Raw genomic sequence first — 21080 nt, forward strand, 5'->3', positions numbered from 1 at the left:
GGTGCGCTTTTAAAGATGGACGCTTGGCTATTTTCTTTTCTTGACAGTCATTAACACGGGATTCCTGATGTAGCGCATTAGCTGGATTCCCGCACTCCGGCGTAAAAAGAACCGTTCGAAGCCACCCTGCCGCCCAAGGGGGCTCTCTTGCCGGCTTCCCTGAAGATGCACAGCATGGCCCTGCAGCCAGCCAAGAGCAGAACCAACTGCCCGAGCCGCGCGTGCGCACCTGTCCAGTTTCTTCAGGGAGAACCCATGAATCCGGCAATCAAGGCAATTGCGGGCAGCTTGGCGCTGCTGATGACAATGGCGGCGTGGCCCGTCCATTCCCAGGAAGTCATTCCCGACTTCTACAAAGATCCGGGAATTCAACCCAATCGCAGCTATGTGAACCAGGGATTCGGTGAATTCATTGATCCATTCACCGGCGCACTGCAACTGCATTACGTGGATATCCACCTGCCCGGCAATGGCGGCTTCGACCTGAAAGTAGTACGTTCTTACAACAGCACATCGGTAGAGCCCACGAATCCGGCGCTCCATGAATCGCTGGCGGGCGTGGGCTGGAACATCCATTTTGGAAGGGTGCTCAAGTCCCGCGAAACCAGTATTTGCTTCAACAAGAACAGCCAGACCATCGCTGACAACCCCGTGCTGGAGCTGCCTGACGGCAGCCGCCAGCTCCTGGCTTTCACAGGCACGACCGCACCACTGCTGATCACCACGCAGCGTTGGCGCGCCGACTGCATCACCAGCGGCGCGGGTGGGCTGGCCGTCACATCACCCGACGGCACGCGCTACGACATGAACCAACTGGTCAATCTGGGTGGCGGCCCCTATCCCACATATGCCTGGTTGACGAGCCGCATCACGGACCGCAACGGCAACTACGCCACCATCCAGTACGCGGCGGCCGCCTCGCCGCAGATATCCAGCGTGGTCACAAGCGATGGTCGCTCAGTCCAGTTTTTCTATGCGGACAGCGGTATGGCGAGCCGGAGGATCACCGCCATCAGCGCGGCAGGCCAGACCTACCACTACGCCTATCAGGGCATCTCAAACGTCAGGGACAAATTCCAGCTCGGCTCCGTCACCCGGCCCGACGGTCTGCGCTGGATCTATGACTACAACGGGAACCTCAACAACACCCCCGGCAGCCACATCATGCGGCGCCTGACCTACCCTCAGGGGGGCTCCATCGGCTATCAATACGGTTTCGTCCACTTCGACACCCAGGCCAATCCCGCCAGCCGCTCTACCGTGGTCACGGCCAAGTCCACAAGCACGGGAGGCAACTGGTCCTTCAGCTACGCGCCCGGACGCCCCGGCGCACACGACGTAACCACCGTCAACACCCCCTCAGGCACCGTGACCTACCGGCACATAGGGCCCAATTACTCTAGCTCGGGCAGCGTATGGATGGTGGGCCTGCTGGCCTCCAAAAGCCTGGGTAGCAGCCAGACCGAGACCTACACCTGGGGCAAGCAGAAGATATCGAGCGAGAACAACTTCCGTCCCGGCGCCTTCGCTACCAAGGTCGATATCGGTGAATTCAACGCCCCGCTTCTTGCAGAGCGCACCATCACCCGAGACAACGCCAGCTATACGACCCGCTACAGCAACTTCGACACCTATGGCAATCCTGGCACGATCTCCGAATACGGCCCATCGAGCGGCAACCGCACCACCAGCCTGAGCTACTACATCAACCCGTCCAAATGGATAGTGCGCCAGGTGCAAAGCGAAAGCCATGCGGGCGGCAGCATATCGCGCAGCTTCGACGGCAATGGCAACATGACCTCCATCACCCGCGATGGCATCCAGACCCGCCACGCGTATGACGGCCAAGGCAACCTGAGCGCCACCACCTTCCCGCGAGGGCTGACACACTACTACGGTGGCTACAGGCGGGGAATAGCCCAATCGGAATCGCAGCCCGAGGGCATTTCCATCTCGCGGACGGTCAGCGATGCGGGCAACGTCACTTACGAGACCCGGGGTGACGGCAGTACCTGGACCTATGGCTATGACGGTCTCAACCGCATCATCTCCGTCGGCTATCCCACAGGCAACAGCGTCCAGATCAGCCATGGCACCACCACGCGCACCGTCAGCCGGGGAGCGCTCACCCAGACCACCAGCTTCAACGGCTTCGGTCAGCCCGTGTCCGTCAACCATGGCGGCATCGTGCGAAGTTTCAGCGTCGACGCGCTGGGCCGCAGAACCTTTGAATCCGACCCGGGCACCAGCGCAGGAACCGCCTACCGGCACGACATCCTGGACCGCGTCATCTCCATACGCCATGCGGATGGCAGCACGCAGGGCATAGGCTACGGCCCCGCCACACGCGCCGTGGTGGACGAACGCGGTCTGACAACCACCTACCGCTACCGCGCCTACGGCGACCCCGACCAGCCGCTGCTGATGGCCATCTCCACACCGGAGCCGTCCACCAACCTGTCCATCGGCCGCAATGCCAGGGGACTGGTGACCTCAGTCACGCAAGCGGGCATCACACGAAGCTACGGCTACAACGGCAGCTACCAACTGACATCCATCACACACCCAGAGACCGGCACCACAAGCCTGGGCCGCGATGCCGCAGGCAACATGATTTCAAGGATCACAGGGACCGTAGGCACCATCCAATACCGATACGACGGGCACAACCGCCTGCAGTCCATCAGCTACCCCGGCTCCACCCCGGACGCCACGTACAGCTACGACAGGGCCCACCGCCTGCTGAGCACGGCCACATCCGAAGCCACACGTCGCTTCACCTACGACCGCAACGGCAACCTCACGCGGGAGGAGTTGGCTGCAGGTGGCTTCAATTGGAATGCTGGCTACAGCTACAGCGGCAATGACCAATTGGCATCCATCACCTACCCACTGTCTGGCTCCACCGTCAGCTACACACTGGACAGTCTGGGCAGACCCACGGCCATGCCCGGCTACATCAGCAGCGTCAGCTACTGGCCGTCCCGCCAGATCCAGCGCATCGCCTATGCCAACGGAGTGCAGTCCGAATATGGCCAGAACGAAAGGCTGCTTCCCGCCTCGTTCGCCACCTCGCGCCAGGGCAGCTATTTCCACCGATCCATCCTGACCTATGACCGCACGGGCAATCTCACCAGCGTGAGGGATACGGCCGATGCGGACTATGACCGTACCTTCGGCTATGACGGCGTGCACAGACTGGTATCCATGGGCACCTCCAGGGGGCGCGGAAGCATCAGCTACAGCGGCTCCGGCAACATTACCCGCCAGAGCCTGGGCAGCGAACTGATCGACTACCGCTACGACAGCCGCCACCGCCTGTCCTCCATCACCGTCAATGGCGGCCCGACCAACCACTTCACCTACGACACGGCGGGTAACTTCATCCAGAGCAGCCAGAAGTCCTACACCTACAACGCCGTCCCCAACCTGCTGTGCGCCGACTGCTGGGGCAATTCCCCCATCCGTTATGCCTACGACGGCGACCAGAAACGCACCCACACCACCAAGGCAGGCGTCACCACCTACGAGTTCCATGGTGTGCACGGCAACCTGCTCGCGGAATACGGCTCCGGCCAGCTCACCGAATACATCTACCTCAACGGCAAGCGCATTGCACAGAAAGTGAGCGCCCGATGAAGAACGCCATCCGCCAATCCTGCCGGCGCCTGCTGGCAGTTGCCGCGCTGCTTCTGGCAGCCCTGCTGACCACGCCCGGTGCGCTGGCCCAGGCCACCGTCACCTACTTCCACAACGACGCTGCAGGCACGCCCTGGCTGGCCACCAACCAATCCGGCGCCGTACTCTGGAAGGAAAACTACCTGCCCTATGGCTACCGCCAGAAGGTGGAGCCGGCCAGCGCGGACAACACGCTGTGGTTCGCTGGCAGGCCCTACGACCCCGATACGGGCATGACCTACATGGGCGCGCGGTACTACATGCCGCTGCTGGGCCGGTTCACGGGCATGGACCCCAAGGAGATGAATCCCGAGCAGATCCACAGCTTCAACCGCTACGCCTACGCCAACAACAACCCGAACAAATACCTGGACCCGGACGGCAAGCTTGCGGAAACCGTCTGGGACGCGTTCAATATTTCTATCGGCTTCCAGAGTCTGGTCAGCAATGTCCGGGAGGGGAACTGGAGCGGGGCTGCGGTAGATGCGGCAGGTATCGCGATTGATGGGGTTGCGGCGGCAATACCTGTAGTGCCTGGAGGGGTTGGGGCAAGTATTGCGGCGTATCGTTCGATAGATTCCGCCAAAGATGGCACCTTAATATATAGATCTGCCTCTGGAACGCCAAATAGTATGACCCCGAGGACTGTTGACTTGCAGGGCCTATCCGCCACCAATAGTATTGAAAAATCTCTACCCGGAAAAATTCAAGTCATCAACACGGCAAAATTTAAAAACCTATGTGCAGTTTGTGACAATCCTCAGACGGGCCATGTCTCCATTAAGCCGATAGACATGAATCAAATGCAAGGATGGATTGACAGTCGAGGCAGCAACAGCATGCATCCGCTAACTCAAGAATTACTTGATTCTGTGGAAGGAGTTATGCGCAAATGAATCACATACTTCATTTGGAAATAAAGACATTTTGGAAGGAAATTCAATATTTTCTTTCAAAATTCAATGCCGACATAAACAGATCAGTTAACAACGTTATTTCAAATATATCGTGTAACTCAAACGAATCATTCCCATTGAACGGATATCTAGCTTTGGCACGAAGCATTGACAGCAATGAATTAGCAATAGTTATTAATGTACATTTAATAGACGATACATTAAATATCACATCAGATGCATGCATGGAAGACGGCAGAATCATTAACAAAGGTCCTTCAGCTCAATTACCAGCAAGCACATTCTCCATGGATAACATAGTGGTTTCCAATTGGCTTCACGAATTTTCATCGTTTCTAGATAATGAAAAAGAAAATATAACGACAGAGTTGCTTCATGGATAATAATTTACAACCATTCATTAACAGATAAATATTTTCATTGATTTGAATTCGGGGAATTTTCGAAATATGATGAAATAGAATGTCAAATATAATTAGCAAATTATCCATCAAAAATGAGAAAATCACACCAACAAAAATAGTATTAGAGCCTATACCATAATACTACATACTACAATCAGGCCAACGTGCCGTAGTTCATGCTATATTTGAAACCAATACAGAAAATCAGAATTTTACCATCGCACCCAATGAGGATTTTCTTGTCATTTACACGCCTGGAGAAATATCAGGTTTTGTAGACTGCTTCGTCATGCATGAAGGTGTGATATTGAAACCTGACGGAAGTTAAGTAAAATTAAGAACCGCAGTGTCTCATATTATAGAATTTCTAATTTTCAGCAGAACTTTTAATAAAAATTGATGGCTTGACAGAATATTTATAGAAGACTGGGAGTGTTTTTAAGCAGCACCTTGGTGATAAGTAAAATGCTGTTTTATAAAAAATTTCAACAAGATTGCAGAGTCTGGCCAGCAATGTCCGGGATGGGAACTGGAGCGGGGCCGCGGTGGATGCGGCGGGTGTCGCGATGGTTAGGGTTGCGGCGGCGATACCTGTGGTGCCTCCTGGAGGGGTTGGGGTGAGTATTGCGGCCTATCGTTCGATAGAGCAAGCTCGGCTCCAAGCGACACATCGTTGTAGATACCAGAGGCGTCCCGCTGGCGATCTTGGTCAGCGGCGCGAACCGGCACGACGACAAGGTGTTCGAGAGGTGCGTGCACGCGATTCCTGCGATTGCAGGCTTGCCAGCGCATCCCCGCAAAAGACCAGCCAAGCTGCACGCCGACAAGGGCTATGACTACAAGCGTTGCCGTGCGCATTTGAGACAACGGGGTATTGCCAGACGAGGCGTTGAGACCAGCGAGCGGCCGGGCAAGCACCGATGGATGGTGGAGCGGACGAACGGATGGTTTGCAGGCTTGGGCAATCTGCGAATCCGCTTTGAACGACGGTTGGACATCCACGAAGCGCTGCTGAAATTGGCGGCGTCGATCGTCTGTGCGCGCTTCGTGGATATGTGATGCCGACAACTTTAAGCCACCTATTGGCCGCACCGGAATTTACCGATGCTTTAAATAGGAATTTTTTGAGACCAAAATTATAAGCAATCAATGAATATTGGCTTAATCAAAGCATTATCACGTATACAGCGTATTTGATGTTTCTATACCGTCAATCAACATACCAGCTTATTGCTCCGCGAAATACCTTTTGCGCCAGCACGGCTCCATTGCCAGTCTGAATATCTACCTGAGCGTATTGACCAGTTGTATTGGCTGCGAAATTTGCTCCGTGAGGAGGCTGCAAGGGGACGCCGAACTGAGGTCCTTGGTTGAGGTTGACCAAGAAGTCCACATGCCCTAAACATACCACTGCTTGGGTGGAGTCGTCTCGAACAGAAACCTGCGCGCATGGAGCATTCCAGAAATGAACACCCGGCTCATGAGTAACTATCTTTACAGACGCGCCATTTTTTGCTGCTGTTCGGAGTGCTTGTAGCGAGCCCACTGTTGCATTTCCATTTACGTCATGGGCATAAATCAAATTCCAGGCGTGCGAAGTGCTCGCAACGAGAATCATCGCAGCAGCAGAAATGCATTTTTTAATTAACATTTGATTCCTTTATTTAATAAGCGGAATTTATTCTAACCAAGATCTATGGCGATGATTTGATAAAAAGCCCTAGCAAAATGACTCAATTAAAGGTTTATCTAGAAATAAATTAAGACCAATCTGATTGCAGAGAGCAATCAGCAATCCAAAAAGACATCCACCCTCAACAATAGGCTGTACTACAGGCCTGAGAACAAGTATTTCATGGAAAGAACTCCCCAATCCATTGGATACGGCAGCGGCATGACCTGCTAGCGACGCCTGTGCGACTGGAACGCTGCTGGGGTCTGGGAGCAGTTGCAATTGGCAATGCTGACACGACTGCGTGCACATGACCAGATCGAATGGAGCCGGATCAGCATTGATGGCTCCTCGTTCCTAGGCCCCGGGGACCAGGACACGGGCACCAACCCGGCGGACAACGGCAAGCTCGATTCCAAGCGACACATCGCCGTGGATGCCTAAGACATTCCTCTGATGGTTTAAAGGCTTTGACAAGTTACGAATCCACTTTGAACGACGAATGGAAATTCACGAAGCGCTGTTGAAGTTGGCGGCAGCGATCATCTGTGCGCGCTTTGTGGATCGGTGGCGTTAATCACAACAAGTCCGACACATACTCCTCTAACCACGAGATTCACCAGGAAGCCCCCGGCATATCTCCCCCACCTGCCCCACAGCCCCCAGCAGGCGCGGCGTGGGCTCGTTGGCGCAGTTCAGGCGCAGGTGGTTGGGCAGGTCCGAGCGCGATGAGAACAGCGGGCCGGGGCTGACGCCAATGCCCAGCTCCAGCGCGCGGCGGTGCACCTCCAGTGCATTGACCTGGCGCGGCAACTCCACCCACAGCAGAAAGCCCGCGCGCGGGGCCGAGACGCGGGTGCCGGGCGGAAAGCTGGCCTCGACCCTGGCCGTGACGGCCTGCACCCCGGCCTGCACGCGGGACTTGAGACGGCGCAGGTGCCGGTCGTAGTCGCCGCTGGCCAGCACCTCGCTCACGGCGGCCTCCAGCAGCGGCGCACCGGCCCAGTCGCCCGCCAGGCGCACCTGCAGCACCTGGGCATGGAAGCGGCCCGCCGCAATCCAGCCCACGCGCCAGCCCGGCGCCAGGGTCTTGGACACGGAGCCGCAATACAGCACGTTGCCGCTGCCGTCGAAGGCCTTGCAGGCCGGCGGGCGCTGTCCGTCGCCGGCAAGGTCGCCATAGACATCGTCTTCGATCAAGGGAATGCCCGCCCGCTCCAGCAGCGCCACCAGGGCCTGCTTGCGCTCCACCGGCATGCTGGCGCCCAGCGGGTTCTGCACGGTGGGCGATGCCAGCACGGCAGCCGGCCGGTGGCGGGCAATGGCCTCGGCCAGCGGCTCCAGCAGCAGGCCTTCGCGGGGATCGGTGGCAATCTCCAACGCCTTCAGGCCCAGGTCCTCCAGCAGCAGCAGGCTGCCGAAATAGGCGGGCCGCTCCACGGCCACGACATCGCCAGGCTTGCACACGGCGCGCAGCGCCAGCCGCACGGCCTGGGTGGCGCCTGCCGTCAGGACCAGGTCATCGGGGCCGAAGCGCGCACCCCATTGCGCGGCCCGGGCTGCGATCTGGCCGCGCAGGTCGGCACGGCCCGGCGGCATGCTGTAGGTCTGCCCGTGCGCGTCCAGGCGGCGCCCGGCGGTCTGCAGCGCGCGCTGCAGCCGGGCCGTGGGCAGCCAGGCCGGATCGGGCAATGCCGCACCCAGCGGGATCAGGCGCGTGTCGGGACTGCTGAACAGCGAGCGCGCCAGGGCCGACAGGGTCACGGGCACGGGACGCGACGACGGGCGGGACGCCTGCAACGCCGCGCCGCCGGTTGCCTGCCGCACAAAGTAGCCCGAGCGCGGGCGCGCCACGATCAGGCCCTCGGCCTCCAGGCAGCGCAGCGCCTCCAGCGCGGTGGGCAGGCTGACCTGTTCGCGCTCGGCCAGGCTGCGGGCGGAGATCAGCCTGTCGCCGGGGCGCAGTGCGCCACAGGCCAGCGTCTCGCGCAGGGCCTGGGCAATGCGGCGGTACTGGGGCAAGGGTTCATTGTTGGTGGGCATGCCAATCTGTACAGGTCAGTTTTCTTGGATTCTGCTTATACAGGCATTGGCTGCCCGGATTTATCGTTGCAGCCATCAAGCAACCCGAGGAAACCCATGCAAGCCAGCAATTTCGATCTCCAGGCCTATTTCCGCCGCATCGGCTTCAGTGCCGGTGACTCCGCCCAGGCCGATACCGCCACCTTGCATGCGCTGATGCGCCACCAGTTGTTCGCGGTGCCTTTCGAGAATCTCGACGTGCAGGCCGGCAAGATCGTCTCTCTGGTGCCCGAAGACATTGCGGGCAAGATCCTCGGCGGCGCCCGGGGCGGCTACTGCTACGAGGTGAACGGCCTGTTCGCCATGGCGCTGCAGGCCCTGGGCATTGCCTACCGCTTTGTGGCGGCGCGGCCCATGTTCTATCCGGCACGCCGGCCCCGCACCCACATGGCCCTGGTGGCCGAGGTCCAGGGACGGCGCTGGCTGTGCGACCTGGGCTTTGGCAGCTACGGCATACGCGCCCCCATGGCCCTGGACGTGCTGGACACCGAGGTCCGCCAGGACGGCGACACCTTCCGCCTGAGCCTGGACGACCAGGGCGAATACCTGCTGCAGGCCCGCGTGGACGGTGAATGGGCCAACCAGTACGCCTTCAACCTGTCGCCCCAGGAATGGGTGGATTTCGCCCCCGCCAACTACCTGAACTCCACGCACCCGGATGCCATCTTCGTGCAAAAGCGGGTGGTGGTGCTGCACCAGCCGGCCGGCCGCATGATCCTGGTGGGCGACGCGCTCAAGACCATCACGGCCAGCGGCACCGAGACCAGGCAGCTGGCCCCTGATGAAATCCAGCACGCGCTGGGCAGCCTGTTCGGGCTGGCGCCCGAGCGCCAGGCGGCTGCCCTGTGCTGACCCTCTAAGCCAGGCGGGTCGAATCCCGCTCGATCAGCTCGAACCCCAGGTCGAACGCCGAGCGCCCGGCACTGCGGCCCTGGCAGCGTGCCAGCACGAGTTCGGCGGCCAGGCGGCCTATGCCCGGCCCGTCCACATGCACGGTGGTCAGCGACGGCAGCAGATGGGCCGCGAAATCGGCATTGCCGAAGCCCGAGACGGCCAGATCCACGGGCACGCGCAGGCCGCGCGCCTGGGCTTCCACCAAAATGCCGTGGGCCAGCATGTCCGAGCTGCAGACCACGGCCTGCAGATCAGGCTGCTGCGCCAGCAACTGGTCCAGCGCCTGCCGGCCCAGCTCCAGGCTGCCGGGCGCGGACACGGTGACCGTGGGCACCTCGCGGCCCCAGGCTGCAAGAAAGCCCTCGCGCCGCTGCTGGGCCCGGTGGTCGCTGCCCGTGGCCATGCCCACGCGCTGCAGGCCGCGCGAGAGGAAATAGCCGGCCAGCGCGCTGCCCACCTTCAGGTGGGAAAAGCCCACCACCATGTCCAGCGGCCGGTCGCTGAAGTCCCAGGTTTCCACCACGGGAATGCCGGTCCTGCGCAGCTGCTCGCGCGCCTTGCCGGACTGCACCAGGCCCATCATCACAATGCCGTCGGGCTGGCGCCCGATCATGGCGTTGAGCACCTCCTCCTCGCGCTGCTCGTCGTAGAAGGTCTGGCCCAGCAGCAGCTGATAGCCCTCCTGCGCCAGCGTGGCCGTCAATGACTGCACCGTGGGCAGGAACTGCGACACCGACAGCGCGGGCACCACGCCGGCCACCATGCGGCTGCGGCGGGACTTGAGCCCGCCGGCCAGCAGGTTGGGGATGTAGCCCGTGGCCTCCACGGCCTGGCGCACGCGCTCGCGCGTCTTCTCCGAAACGATGGAAGGATTGCCCAGGGCGCGCGAGGCCGTGATCAGCGAGACGCCGGCCGCCTCGGCCACGTCGTGCAGCGTGGCGGGCCTGGGGGGTGTGGGTGTGTTCATGGGCAAGCGCGATCGCGGGCGGGTATCGGGGACGGGCCTGAAGATAGCAGACCGCCCTCTACGCACGGGCGCCAGGCCTGCCCTGCATCGCAGAAATCGTGATTGACAGCCAAAATGACAACGATATCATTTTGCTGAAAGCGCAAATCCTTGCATCTAAAAAATGGCATCGGCGCTTTTTCATTTCCCCGGAAATGACAACGATGTCATTCACAAATCAGGAGACAAGATGAATCACATTCTTCGTGCCATGGCGCTGGCCCTGGCCGCACTCGCTGCCTTTTCTGCGTCGGCCCAGGCCTGGCCAGACAGGCCGGTCACCCTGGTCGTGCCCTTCCCCGCCGGCGGCTCCACCGACCAGGTCGCGCGCGCCGTGGCGCCCAGGCTGGGCGACAAGCTCAGGCAGTCCTTCGTGGTGGAGAACAAGGCCGGCGCCACGGGCACCATCGGCGCGGCCTTCGTGCAGCGCGCGGCGGCGGACGGGCAGACCTTTCTCGTCACCTCGCTGGGCCCGCTGGTCATCGTGCCCCACCTGATCAAGAACCTGCCCTACGACGCGCTCAAGGACTTCGACCTGATCACCGTGGCCGTGCAGTCGCCCAACGTGCTGGTCGTGCCCGCAAGCTCGCCGCACAACAGCGTGGCCGACGTGGTCGCCCACCTCAAGGCCCATCCGGGCAAGATGAGCTTTGCCTCGGCCGGCCACGGCTCCAGCGACCACCTGACGGCCGAACTGTTCTGGCAGCAGACGGGCACCCAGGGCGTGCACATCCCCTACAAGGGTGGCGCACCGGCCCATGCCGACCTGATCGGCGGCCAGGTCGATGCCTCGTTCCAGAACATCAATGCCGTGATACAGCACATCCGGGCCGGCAAGATGCGTGCCCTGGCCGTAACCAGCCCGCGCCGCTCGCCCGTGCTGCCGGACCTGCCCACGCTGGCCGAGGCCGGGGTGAAGAACGTGGAGGTCGCCTCCTGGCAGGCCATCGTCGCGCCCAAGGGCCTGCCGCCTGCGCTGCGCGACAAGGCCCATGCGGCCTTTGTCGAGGCGCTCAACGATCCCCGGGTGCGCGAGCAGTTCGTCTCCATCGGCTACGAGATGGTGGCCGGCACGCCCCAGCAGTTCGCCGAGTTCCAGCGCCAGGAATACGCTCGCTGGAAGTCGGTCATCGAGGCCGGAAAGATCAGCATCGACTGATGCCTGCCCCTGTCCTTTTCCCAACCCCCGCACTCCCGCAGCCATGACTTCTTCCGCGCTCTCCGAAACCACCAGCCAGGACCGCATCCAGTGGATACGCCTGTCGTCCTGCTACCTCCCCCTGGCCCGGCCCATCAGCGATGCCAAGGTGCTCACGGGCCGCCAAAAGCCCATGACCGAGGTCGCCATGCTGTTCGCCGAGATCCAGACCCGCGACGGCCACCGGGGCCTGGGCCTGAGCTACGCCAAGCGCGCAGGCGGCCCCGGCCAGTTCGCCCATGCCAGCGAGATCGCGCCCACCCTGCTGGGCGAAGACCCCAGCGACATTGCGCGGCTGTGGACGCGCATGTGCTGGGCCGGCGCCTCCGTCGGCCGCAGCGGGCTGGCCGTGCAGGCCATCGCGGCCTTCGACGTGGCGCTGTACGACATCAAGGCGCGCCGCGCGGGCCTGTCGCTGTCCAAGCTGCTGGGCTCGCAGCGCGAATCCGTGCGCTGCTACAACACCTCGGGAGGCTTTTTGCACACGCCGCTCGATGAACTCAAGCGCAACGCCAGCGCCTCGCTGGAGCGCGGCATTGGCGGCATCAAGCTCAAGGTGGGCCAGCCCGACTGCGCGCTGGACATACGGCGCGTGGAGGCCATGCGCGCCCACCTGGGCGATGCCGCGCCCATCATGGTCGATGCCAACCAGCAATGGGACCGCCCCACGGCCCAGCGCATGTGCCGTGTCTTCGAGGAATTCAACCTGGTCTGGATCGAGGAGCCGCTGGACGCCTACGACCACGAAGGCCACGCCGCGCTGGCCGCGCGCTTCGACACGCCGATTGCCACCGGCGAGATGCTGACCAGCGCCGCCGAGCACGGCGATCTCATACGCCACCGCAGCGCCGACTTCCTCATGCCCGACGCGCCGCGCGTGGGCGGCATCACGCCCTTCCTGCAAATCGCCGCCCAGGCCGAACTGGCCCACCTGAGCCTGGCGCCCCACTTCGCCATGGAACTGCACGTGCACCTTGCCGCCACCTGCGCCAACGAGCCCTGGGTGGAACACTTCGACTGGCTGGAGCCGCTGTTCAACGAACGCCTGGAAATCGCCAATGGCCGCATACTCGTGCCCACCCGCCCTGGCCTGGGGCTGAGCCTGAGCGAGCAGGCACGGCACTGGACGCGCGAAAGCGTGGAGTTCGGGGAGCGGGGTTGAGGGAATTGGGGGCGTCAGGCCTCAAAGGCTTACGCCCCGTACTGCAGAGAAATCGCGCCATCAGTCACTGGAGTAGGCCCAGACTCAATGGGACCTACTTTCATTCCAGCGGCCATTCGAGATAGATGTAATTACCTGAAACAAAAAAGAAAAGGTCGGACAGAAGATTGTTACGATGCTTGCCGCCAGACAACGATCCGCCCCATTGGGGATTGCAAACCTGCACGCCAGCCTGCCGATCAAGGGAAAAATGCGAGTGGTAAGCCCCCGTCCCGATTGCAGCCAGCCCGGACACTCTCCATCACTTTGCGGGATCGACATGAAGATTGGCGTATAGCAACGAAAGGCTAATTTTGATCAAACCAAATTTTCATCGGCTATGGCAGGAGTTTCCTGACCACGTCAGATTCAAGACCATGAAAGATCTATACACAGAACTGGGTGGTGCTGCCGAGAAAAATATCTACTTACCAGGCTTCGGTCCCAATGGAAACACATGTGCCAGCCGGTTGAGCGTTGCCTTCAACAAGGCCGGTGCGCCGATCAACGCAGCCTTGGCGGGTACGGCTGGTGCACGGACATTGGGAACAAAAGACGGTTCTCGCATCATTTATGGCGTAGCAGATTTTCGATCCTATCTTTTGAAATCACTTGGCAAACCATCCACTGATGCCGTCAGCCCATATGATGACAAATTTCGCGGCCTGAAAGGCATCATTGCCTTCAGCGTGAACTGGAGTGGCGCCACAGGTCATATCGCCTTATGGAATGGAGTCCATTATCGTGAACCGGGCTATGACAACTACTCCACTTACACAAATCCGGACAACCCATCCATCAAAACTTCACTTGGTGAATTTTGGGAGCTCACTTGATGCGCATGGCTTTGCTGGCATGTGGTCTGGTCATCGCCGGATGCACCCCAGACACGAATCCCGCAGGTGGCGCTCGCACGCAAGTGCAGCGCGACGTTGAAAGCTATGCCATCGCAAGCTGCCTGACCCAGCAGACTGAGCCCTATCTCAAGGACCAAGGAGATGCCTGGGCATCCGTTGTCGTGCAGCGCATGCACGGGGATATCGAAGTGCTGGCGGGCATTGCCGAACAGGTGCAGAGGGAGAACACCAAGGGCGCCAACGGCGATATGGCCGTCATGCGCGACGAAACCCGTCCCGGGCAGGGCAAGCCATTGCCCGTGCTGCACTGTGGCGAGGTGATCGACCGGCCCGCCGTGCGCGCTGCGATTCAAAAGGCGATTGCGGCACTGCGCCCGTCCTACGAATCCAGGTAGGCCAAGCCGTTTCCCGAAAATCCGGGTTGGAGGCGGGCAACCAGCCCCTACCCATCCAGCCCGTACTTGCGGATCTTGTCGTGCAGCGTGGTCTTGGGCATGGACAGGGCTTCGGCCGTGCGCGCCAGGCTGCCGCCGTGGCGGCGCAGGGCGTCGGCGATGAGGGCGCGCTCGAAGGCCTCGACGGTGGCGGACAGCGGCCGGGGCGCGGTGTCCTGCCCGGTGGTGCCGGCCGGCTGGCCGAAGGGGGGCGAGCCGGCCTCGATGCCCAGCACCGTGCGCTCGGCCACGTTGCGCAGCTCGCGCACGTTGCCGGGCCAGTCATAGCCCAGCAACTGCTGCACGCGCGCGGTGGTCAGCTCGGGCACGGGCCGCTGGTGGCGCGCCGCGCCCTGCAGCGCGAAATGCTCGAACAGCAGCGGCACGTCCTCGCGCCGCTCGCGCAGCGGCGGCAACGAGACGGTGGCCACGTTCAGGCGGTAGTAGAGGTCGGCGCGGAACAGGCCCTGCCTGCTGAGTTCGAGCAAATCCACCTTGGTGGCCGCGATCACGCGGCAGTCGATGGGAATAAGGGTGTTGGAGCCCAGGCGCTCCAGCACACGCTCCTGCAGCACGCGCAGCAGCTTGATCTGCATGGGCACGGGCATGCTCTCGATCTCGTCCAGGAACAGCGTGCCGCCGCTGGCGTGCTCCAGCTTGCCGATGCGCTTCTTGCCCGCGCCGGTATAGGCGCCGGCCTCGCTGCCGAACATTTCGCTGTCGAACAGCGTGTCGGGCAGGCCGCCGCAGTTGACGGCCACGAAGTTGCCATCGCGCCGCGCGCTGGCCTCGTGCAGGCAGCGCGCCACCAGTTCCTTGCCCGTGCCGGTCTCGCCCTGGATCAGCACATCGGCCGCGCTTTGCGCCAGCCCCGTGAGCATCTGGCGCAGCTGGCGCATGTTGGGCGCGCGCCCTATCAGCCGGTGCTCCAGGCTGTCGCGCTGCTGCAGTTGCTGGCGCAGCGCGCGCACCTCCAGCACCAGGCGGCGGCGCTCCAGGGCGCGGCGCACGGCGCCGACCAGGGTTTCGGGGGCGAAGGGTTTCTGGATGAAGTCCTGGGCACCGTCCTTCATGGCCTGCACGGCCATGGAGATGTCGCCGTGGCCGGTGATCAGCACCACGGGCAGCTCGGCATCCATGGCCACCAGTTCGCGCAGGAAGGCCATGCCGTCCATGCGCGGCAGGCGGATGTCGCTGACTACGATGCCCGCGAAGTCGCGCGACAGGCGCCGGCGCGCCTGCTCGGCGCTGCCCACGCTTTCGCAGGCGATGCCTTCGAGCTGCAGCGCCTGCTCGCAGCCGAGCACGATGTCGGGGTCGTCCTCGATGATCAGGACTTTGAGGGCGTCGGTCATGGTGTGTCGGCAGAGGGTGTGGAGGGAGCCAGGGCCAGGCTCAGCGTGAAGACGGCGCCGCCGCCCGGATGGTTGCTGCCCGTCAGCGTGCCGCCGCATTCACGCACGATGCCGGCCGACAGCGCCAGCCCCAGGCCCAGGCCCACGCCCTCTTCCTTGGTGGTGAAAAACGGCTGGAACAGATGGGCCTGCGCCGCTTCGCTCAGGCCCGGCCCGTGGTCGCGCACGGTGACCTGGGCGCGGCCATCGGCCACGGCGCAGGCCAGCTCCAGGCAGGGCGCGGGCTGGCCGCGCATGGCGTCCAGGGAATTGTTGATCAAGTTGATCAGCACCTGCTCGATGCGGTTGCGGTCGCACCAGGCCACGGCCTCGGGCACGCCGTCATCGCGCAGGATGCGGGCGCCGGTCTCGGCCACGCGCGACTCCAGCACGGCCAGCGCATTGTCCAGGGCACGCGCCAGCGACACGGCCTGGCTGGCGCCGCTGGACTTGCGCGCGAAGTTGCGCAGCTGGCCGGTGATGCGGCCCATGCGGTCGGCCAGTTGCGCCATGCGCTCCAGGTTCACGCGCGTGGTTTCGGTATCGCCGCGCTCCAGAAAGCGCTGGCTGTTGCCGGCCAGGGTGCGCAGAGCCGTCAGCGGCTGGTTGAGTTCATGGGCCACGCCCGTGGACAGCTGGCCTATCACGGCCAGCTTGCCGGCCTGCACCAGTTCGTCCTGGGCGGCGCGCAGCGTGGCCTCGGCGTGGGTGCGCTCGGCCACCTCGGCCTGCAGCGCCTCGTTGGCGGCCGACAGGTCGGCCGTGCGCTGCTCCACCTTGCGCTCGAGCTCGTCGTGCGCGGCCTGCAGCGCCTCGCGCGCGGCCAGCCGGTCGCGCAGGTGGCGGCGGCGCTCGTTGACCATCATGGCCAGCAGCAGCACAAAGGCCGCGCCCACGGCCGCGGCCAGCGCGCGGCTCTGGGCCAGCTGGTCGACCTGCTCCAGGTGCGATAGCACGGTGATCGTCCAGGGCGTGCCCGGCAGCTGGCGCGACTGGGCCAGGAAGCGGCCGCTGACCGGGTAGACCGAGCCCGGCGATTCCTCGCCATGGCGGGCAATGCGCACCAGGCGCGCGCCCTGGCCCAGGTCGCGCAGCACCTGCAGGCCCAGCGGCTCCAGCGCGCGGCGGTTGTACTGGCGCGTGTGGTCGAAGGCGGCGCGCGTGCCCTCGTCCAGCGTGCGCAAGGTGGTGAATTTCCAGTCGGAGACCGTGCCCAGGATGACGACGCCGTTCTCGTCGCCCACCAGCACGGGCGCCTCCACCGTGGACCACGATTGCTCCAGCTGGTCCAGGCTGACCTTGACCACGGCCACGCCCAGCGTGTGGGTGTCGTCGCCCAGGGTGGAGGCCAGGTAGTAGCCGGGCTCGCCGCGCGTGGTGCCTATGCCGAAGAAGCGCGCGCTGCCCGTGGCCATGGCCGTGCGGTAGTAGGGGCGAAAGCTCAGGTCCTCGCCCATGTAGCTGTCGGAGCGCCGCCAGTTGCTGGAGGCCACGACGTGGCCGCGCGCATCGACCAGGTAGGCGGTCAGCGTGCCCGCGCGGTCGTTGAGCTGCTCCAGGTAGGCGTTGACGCGGTTGGTGAGCTGCTCGTCGCCGGGCTCGGCCAGCAGCCTTTGCACATTGCCTTCCAGTGCCAGCACGTCGGGCAGGAAGGCGTATTTGCCGATCTCGCGCTGCAGGCTGGCGCCGTACAGCTCCAGCCGGTGCATGCCCGTGGCACGCAGATCGGCGATGCCCAGCCGCTGCGCCATCAGGTACGCACCCCAGCCGCTCAGCCCGCTCAGGGCAAGCCACAGCAAAAGCAGGATGAGCTGGCGCAGGGGGCGGCGGGCGGGCATGGTGAAGGCACCAATGTTATCAGTGCCCCCCAGCGCCGCCTGGGCCTCAGGCCGAGACAGCGGGCCGCCCTTCCTGGGAGTGCTCCATGGGCAGCAGCGACTCGTCGTCGTCCGTGGTGGCATTCGGATCGACCGCGCCTTCCCACTTGGCCACCACGGCCGTGGCAATGGCATTGCCCAGCACATTGGTCAGCGTGCGGCCCATGTCCAGGAAATGGTCGATGCCCAGGATCAGCAGGATGCCGGCCTCGGGCAGGCCGAACATGGGCAGCACGGCGGCCACCACCACCAGCGAGGCGCGCGGCACGCCGGCAATGCCCTTGCTGGAGACCATCAGCACCAGCAGCATGGTGATCTGGGCCGTCAGCGTCATGTCGATGCCGTAGGCCTGGGCGATGAAGATGGCCAGGAAGGTGGTGTAGACCATGGAGCCATCGAGATTGAACGAGTAGCCCAGCGGCAGCACGAAGCCGATGATGCGCGGCTTGATGCCGAACTTCTCCAGCTGCTCCATCAGCTTGGGATAGGTCGATTCGCTGCTGGCCGTGGAAAAGCCCACCAGCAGCGGGCCGCGGATCAGGTTCAGCAGGCGGAAGATGTCACGGCCCAGCACGACGTAGCCGGCCACGATCAGCAGCACCCACAGCGTGGCCAGGGCCAGGTAGAAGCACAGCATGAACTTGCCGAACACCGACAGCATGCCCAGGCCATGGATGGTGATGGTGCCGGCCACGGCGCCGAACACGCCCACGGGGGCGAAGCGCATCACGTAGTCGGTGACCTTGAGCATGATGTGGACCACTTCGTCCATCAGGCCCACCATGGAACGCGCGGCCTGGTTGTGCAGGTTGCCCAGCGCAATGCCGAAGAACAGCGCGAACACCAGGATCTGCAGCACCTCGTTGGTCGCCATGGCCTCGAAGATGTTCTTGGGGAACACATGGGCGATGAAGTCCTTGAGGTTCAGCGCCGAGGTCTTGAGGTTCAGGCCCTCAGCCGACGACGGCAGGGCCACGCTCAGGCCATGGCCGGGCTGCAGCACGTTCGCATAGATCAGGCCGATGGCCAGCGAGCAGAACGAGGCCACGATGAACCAGCCCAGCGCGCGGCCGCCGATGCGGCCCACGGCCTTGGCGTCGCCCATGTTGGCCAGGCCCGACACCAGGGTGGCGAACACCAGGGGCGCGATGATCATCTTGATCATGCGCAGGAAGACATCGGTGAGGATGCCGAAGTAGCTGGCGATTTCCTTGGCGGCCTCGGGCGTGGGCGCGTAGCTGTTGCAGGCATAGCCCACCAGCACGCCGAGGACCATGGCCACGAGCACCATGGTGGTCAAGCGATTGAATTTCATGCGGATTTTTTCGTTGGACGTATTTCGGTCTTGCAAGCGAGCCCGGTCCGCCGCAGCCCCCGGGCCTCTGCCGGATGCCATTGCGAAGACGGGCTTGTCTCCCTGCACACACAACCACGACGCACGTGGCCTGCGCCTGACAGTGCACAGACCGTGCCAGCCGCATCCGGCACCTGCGCCACGCGCTAACTGCTTGATTCGCCTATATCGACCTTACTTTTATGCATAAGGTGGAACGGAAATCCGAACAATGAAATGCAGGCTCCGTTCGGAAAACCGGATGGCGCGATCTGCGGGCTCCGGCCCTCCCGGGCCATGGCGCAACTGTTTGAACGCCGGCCGGTGCCCGGGCAGGACGGCAGCAGCGGCTGATGCTCCGGCGCCTGTAGAGAGGCCCGCTCTCCCAAAGTCCCGCACCGCGTCTTCACCAGGTGCATCACACCCTGCGCCATCCCTGCCTCAACCCTGCGTCTGGGGCCCCAGGCGAAAAACGCTCACGGACTGCACAAGGTCATGCGCCTGCTGGCGCAGGCTCGTGGCTGCCGCCGCCATTTCCTCCACCAGGGCCGCATTTTGCTGCGTCGCCTGGTCCATCTGCGTGACCGCCTCACCCACTTGTGCCACGCCGCTGCGTTGTTCGGCAGAAGCCGCGCTGATCTCGCCCATGAGGTCGGTGACGCTGCGTATGCTCATCACCACTTCAGCCATGGTGCCCCCCGCGCGGTCGGCCAGCACAGAGCCCTGCTCGACCCGCTCGACGCTGTCGGAGATCAGGGCCTTGATCTCCTTGGCCGCCGCCGCGCTGCGGCCGGCCAGGCTGCGGACCTCGGAGGCCACCACAGCGAAGCCGCGGCCCTGTTCACCGGCACGCGCAGCCTCCACCGCAGCGTTCAGCGCCAGGATGTTGGTCTGGAACGCGATGCCGTCAATGACGTTGATGATGTCGGCGATGCGGCGCGAACTTTCACTGATGCCCTTCATCGTGTCCACGACCTGGGTGACCACCTCGCCCGCCTGCCCGGCCACGCCGCTGGCCTGCTGCGCGAGCGCGTTGGCCTTGCCCGCGCCATCCGCGTTCTGGGTCACGGTCGCTCCGAGCTGCTCCATGGAGGCCGCCGTCTGTTCAAGCGCGCTGGCCTGGCTCTCGGTTCGCGAGGACAGGTCGGTGTTGCCCTGGGCAATCTGCGTGCTTGCACTTGCCACGGATTCGCTGCCGCTGCGCACGACGGCCACGACCTGCGATAGCGCATCACTCATCTCGCCGAGGCTGCGCAGCAGGGTCCCCACTTCATCATGGGTGGTGGCCTCCACCCGCTGCGTCAGATCCCCGCAGGCCACCGCGCGTGCCACCTGGATGGCCCGGCCGATGGGGCCGGTGATGGAGCGCGTGACCCAGGTGCCCAGCAAGGCGGCCAGCACGACGGCCACCAGCGCGCCCCCCAGCTCGAACGCCAGCGTCATTGCCGCCAGCGACTCGGTGCGTGTCAGGCGCTCGGCCATGAGCTGCTCCTCCTCCCGCACCAGGTCCGCCTGCAGTGCGCGCAGCCCATCCATGGCCGCCTTCTCGCGCCCCAGGGAGAACTCGCGAACCAGATCCTCGACGGTCGCCGTGCCGTCCTGAACTTGCCGCCGCAGCGCCTGCAGCGGCTGCACCGCCTGCACGAATTCACGGTGGCGCAGCCGGATTCCGTCGAGCCGGCGCTGCTGGGCGGGGTTGTCCTCGGTCAGGCGTACGGCCTCCTGCCAGGAGGCCTCGAACTCCTTGAGTCCTTCGTCCCAGGGGGCCAGAAAACGGGAGTCGCCCGACAGGAGATAGCCCCGCGAGGCCGTCTCCATGTTGACCATGCCCGTGAGCATGCGCTGTCCCTGGGACATCACCTTGAAGGTGTGCTCGTTCCATTGCTGGGCCTCCTTGAGCCGGGCCTGGCTGCTCACGGCCAGCGCGATGACAAGAAGAAAAATGGCGATGACGCATGCGAAGGCAGCTGCGAGACGGCGGGCCAGTGGCCAGTTGGACAAATTCATGATGATCATCGGTACGGACTGCGTGGCCGGAAAGACTGCACACGGGCGCGGCGATCACGATGTCAAGCCTCGCCTGCGCCTGGGGCAGTCATCTCCTGGCCGGGATCTACAGAGCACTCGCGCCAG

15 protein-coding genes and 2 pseudogenes are annotated in these 21080 nt (G+C 63.1%); 10 read left to right on the plus strand and 7 right to left on the minus strand.

The genetic code is table 11. The annotated features are described in order from the left end of the window. Positions 1-255: 255 nt before the first annotated feature. The 4 genes and pseudogenes from ACF8NF_RS11090 to ACF8NF_RS11105 all read left to right on the plus strand — a co-directional run. Positions 256-3639 (plus strand): DUF6531 domain-containing protein, encoded by a 3384-nt coding sequence (locus ACF8NF_RS11090; protein ID WP_392450596.1) that lies wholly within the window; start codon positions 256-258, stop codon positions 3637-3639. Continuing rightward, positions 3636-4574, plus strand: a complete 939-nt coding sequence (locus ACF8NF_RS11095; RefSeq protein ID WP_143044514.1) for an RHS repeat domain-containing protein — start codon at positions 3636-3638, stop codon at positions 4572-4574. The genes ACF8NF_RS11090 and ACF8NF_RS11095 overlap by 4 nt, the downstream gene beginning before the upstream one ends. Continuing rightward, positions 4571-4978, plus strand: coding sequence for a hypothetical protein (locus ACF8NF_RS11100; RefSeq protein ID WP_392450597.1), 408 nt, complete (start codon positions 4571-4573; stop codon positions 4976-4978). Before ACF8NF_RS11095 ends, ACF8NF_RS11100 begins: the two co-directional genes overlap by 4 nt. Before the next feature lie 669 nt (positions 4979-5647). Then, positions 5648-6058 (plus strand): annotated as a pseudogene (locus ACF8NF_RS11105) (transposase); the annotation flags it as partial. Positions 6059-6209: 151 nt separating this feature from the next. On the opposite strand, the gene ACF8NF_RS11110 reads toward ACF8NF_RS11105, so the two are convergent. Then, positions 6210-6650, minus strand: coding sequence for a hypothetical protein (locus tag ACF8NF_RS11110; protein WP_139093439.1), 441 nt, complete (start codon positions 6648-6650; stop codon positions 6210-6212). Positions 6651-6837: 187 nt separating this feature from the next. On the opposite strand from ACF8NF_RS11110, the pseudogene ACF8NF_RS11115 reads away from it, so the two are divergent. After that, positions 6838-7248: pseudogene (locus tag ACF8NF_RS11115) on the plus strand (hypothetical protein); the annotation flags it as partial. 26 nt (positions 7249-7274) lie between these two features. On the opposite strand, the gene ACF8NF_RS11120 reads toward ACF8NF_RS11115, so the two are convergent. Next, positions 7275-8714: a PLP-dependent aminotransferase family protein gene (locus tag ACF8NF_RS11120; RefSeq protein ID WP_392450598.1), complete on the minus strand. Its 1440-nt coding sequence runs from the start codon at positions 8712-8714 to the stop codon at positions 7275-7277. 96 nt (positions 8715-8810) lie between these two features. On the opposite strand from ACF8NF_RS11120, the gene ACF8NF_RS11125 reads away from it, so the two are divergent. Then, positions 8811-9605 carry an arylamine N-acetyltransferase gene (locus tag ACF8NF_RS11125; RefSeq protein ID WP_392450599.1) on the plus strand — a complete coding sequence of 265 codons (795 nt, stop codon included), beginning with the start codon at positions 8811-8813 and terminating at the stop codon, positions 9603-9605. A gap of 4 nt (positions 9606-9609) precedes the next feature. Here the strand turns inward: ACF8NF_RS11125 and ACF8NF_RS11130 are convergent, their stop codons facing one another. Further along, a complete protein-coding gene (locus ACF8NF_RS11130; RefSeq protein WP_392450600.1) occupies positions 9610-10614 on the minus strand; it encodes a LacI family DNA-binding transcriptional regulator in 1005 nt (334 codons plus the stop codon). A gap of 229 nt (positions 10615-10843) precedes the next feature. Here ACF8NF_RS11130 and ACF8NF_RS11135 point away from each other — a divergent pair, with 229 nt between their 5' ends. The 4 genes from ACF8NF_RS11135 (at position 10844) to ACF8NF_RS11150 (ending at position 14304) form a co-directional block, all read left to right on the plus strand. Next, positions 10844-11812, plus strand: a complete 969-nt coding sequence (locus tag ACF8NF_RS11135) for a tripartite tricarboxylate transporter substrate binding protein (RefSeq protein ID WP_343740140.1) — start codon at positions 10844-10846, stop codon at positions 11810-11812. Between the two features lie 43 nt (positions 11813-11855). Further along, complete coding sequence (locus ACF8NF_RS11140) at positions 11856-13013, plus strand: mandelate racemase/muconate lactonizing enzyme family protein (protein ID WP_392450601.1); 1158 nt, start codon at positions 11856-11858, stop codon at positions 13011-13013. 416 nt (positions 13014-13429) lie between these two features. After that, complete coding sequence (locus ACF8NF_RS11145) at positions 13430-13888, plus strand: T6SS effector amidase Tae4 family protein (protein WP_080518216.1); 459 nt, start codon at positions 13430-13432, stop codon at positions 13886-13888. A 5-nt stretch (positions 13889-13893) separates the two neighbouring features. Next, on the plus strand, positions 13894-14304 hold the full coding sequence (locus ACF8NF_RS11150) for a hypothetical protein (protein ID WP_392450602.1): 411 nt from the start codon (positions 13894-13896) through the stop codon (positions 14302-14304). Between the two features lie 47 nt (positions 14305-14351). Here the strand turns inward: ACF8NF_RS11150 and ACF8NF_RS11155 are convergent, their stop codons facing one another. From ACF8NF_RS11155 to ACF8NF_RS11170, 4 genes are all read right to left on the minus strand, one after another. Next, entirely contained in the window at positions 14352-15698 is a 1347-nt protein-coding gene (locus ACF8NF_RS11155; RefSeq protein ID WP_392450603.1) for a sigma-54-dependent transcriptional regulator, read from the minus strand. Next, positions 15695-17575, minus strand: a complete 1881-nt coding sequence (locus ACF8NF_RS11160; protein WP_133073555.1) for an ATP-binding protein — start codon at positions 17573-17575, stop codon at positions 15695-15697. Before ACF8NF_RS11160 ends, ACF8NF_RS11155 begins: the two co-directional genes overlap by 4 nt. A 46-nt stretch (positions 17576-17621) precedes the next feature. Then, positions 17622-18929 (minus strand): dicarboxylate/amino acid:cation symporter, encoded by a 1308-nt coding sequence (locus ACF8NF_RS11165; protein WP_016446285.1) that lies wholly within the window; start codon positions 18927-18929, stop codon positions 17622-17624. 459 nt (positions 18930-19388) lie between these two features. Then, entirely contained in the window at positions 19389-20963 is a 1575-nt protein-coding gene (locus ACF8NF_RS11170; RefSeq protein ID WP_392450604.1) for a methyl-accepting chemotaxis protein, read from the minus strand. Between the last annotated feature and the right edge of the window lie 117 nt (positions 20964-21080).

The organism is Delftia sp. WSY_22 (assembly GCF_043104185.1).
Lineage (GTDB): Bacteria > Pseudomonadota > Gammaproteobacteria > Burkholderiales > Burkholderiaceae_C > Comamonas > Comamonas tsuruhatensis.

What these genes read in the sequence shown, in the direction of transcription:
- ACF8NF_RS11130 (WP_392450600.1), bottom strand. Translation starts at nt 10,614, where the DNA reads ATGAACACACCCACACCCCCCAGGCCCGCCACGCTGCACGACGTGGCC.
- ACF8NF_RS11095 (WP_143044514.1), top strand. Translation starts at nt 3,636, where the DNA reads ATGAAGAACGCCATCCGCCAATCCTGCCGGCGCCTGCTGGCAGTTGCC.
- ACF8NF_RS11110 (WP_139093439.1), bottom strand. Translation starts at nt 6,650, where the DNA reads ATGTTAATTAAAAAATGCATTTCTGCTGCTGCGATGATTCTCGTTGCG.
- ACF8NF_RS11155 (WP_392450603.1), bottom strand. Translation starts at nt 15,698, where the DNA reads ATGACCGACGCCCTCAAAGTCCTGATCATCGAGGACGACCCCGACATC.
- ACF8NF_RS11135 (WP_343740140.1), top strand. Translation starts at nt 10,844, where the DNA reads ATGAATCACATTCTTCGTGCCATGGCGCTGGCCCTGGCCGCACTCGCT.
- ACF8NF_RS11100 (WP_392450597.1), top strand. Translation starts at nt 4,571, where the DNA reads ATGAATCACATACTTCATTTGGAAATAAAGACATTTTGGAAGGAAATT.
- ACF8NF_RS11160 (WP_133073555.1), bottom strand. Translation starts at nt 17,575, where the DNA reads ATGCCCGCCCGCCGCCCCCTGCGCCAGCTCATCCTGCTTTTGCTGTGG.
- ACF8NF_RS11165 (WP_016446285.1), bottom strand. Translation starts at nt 18,929, where the DNA reads ATGAAATTCAATCGCTTGACCACCATGGTGCTCGTGGCCATGGTCCTC.
- ACF8NF_RS11125 (WP_392450599.1), top strand. Translation starts at nt 8,811, where the DNA reads ATGCAAGCCAGCAATTTCGATCTCCAGGCCTATTTCCGCCGCATCGGC.
- ACF8NF_RS11140 (WP_392450601.1), top strand. Translation starts at nt 11,856, where the DNA reads ATGACTTCTTCCGCGCTCTCCGAAACCACCAGCCAGGACCGCATCCAG.
- ACF8NF_RS11170 (WP_392450604.1), bottom strand. Translation starts at nt 20,963, where the DNA reads ATGATCATCATGAATTTGTCCAACTGGCCACTGGCCCGCCGTCTCGCA.
- ACF8NF_RS11145 (WP_080518216.1), top strand. Translation starts at nt 13,430, where the DNA reads ATGAAAGATCTATACACAGAACTGGGTGGTGCTGCCGAGAAAAATATC.
- ACF8NF_RS11090 (WP_392450596.1), top strand. Translation starts at nt 256, where the DNA reads ATGAATCCGGCAATCAAGGCAATTGCGGGCAGCTTGGCGCTGCTGATG.
- ACF8NF_RS11150 (WP_392450602.1), top strand. Translation starts at nt 13,894, where the DNA reads ATGGCTTTGCTGGCATGTGGTCTGGTCATCGCCGGATGCACCCCAGAC.
- ACF8NF_RS11120 (WP_392450598.1), bottom strand. Translation starts at nt 8,714, where the DNA reads ATGCCCACCAACAATGAACCCTTGCCCCAGTACCGCCGCATTGCCCAG.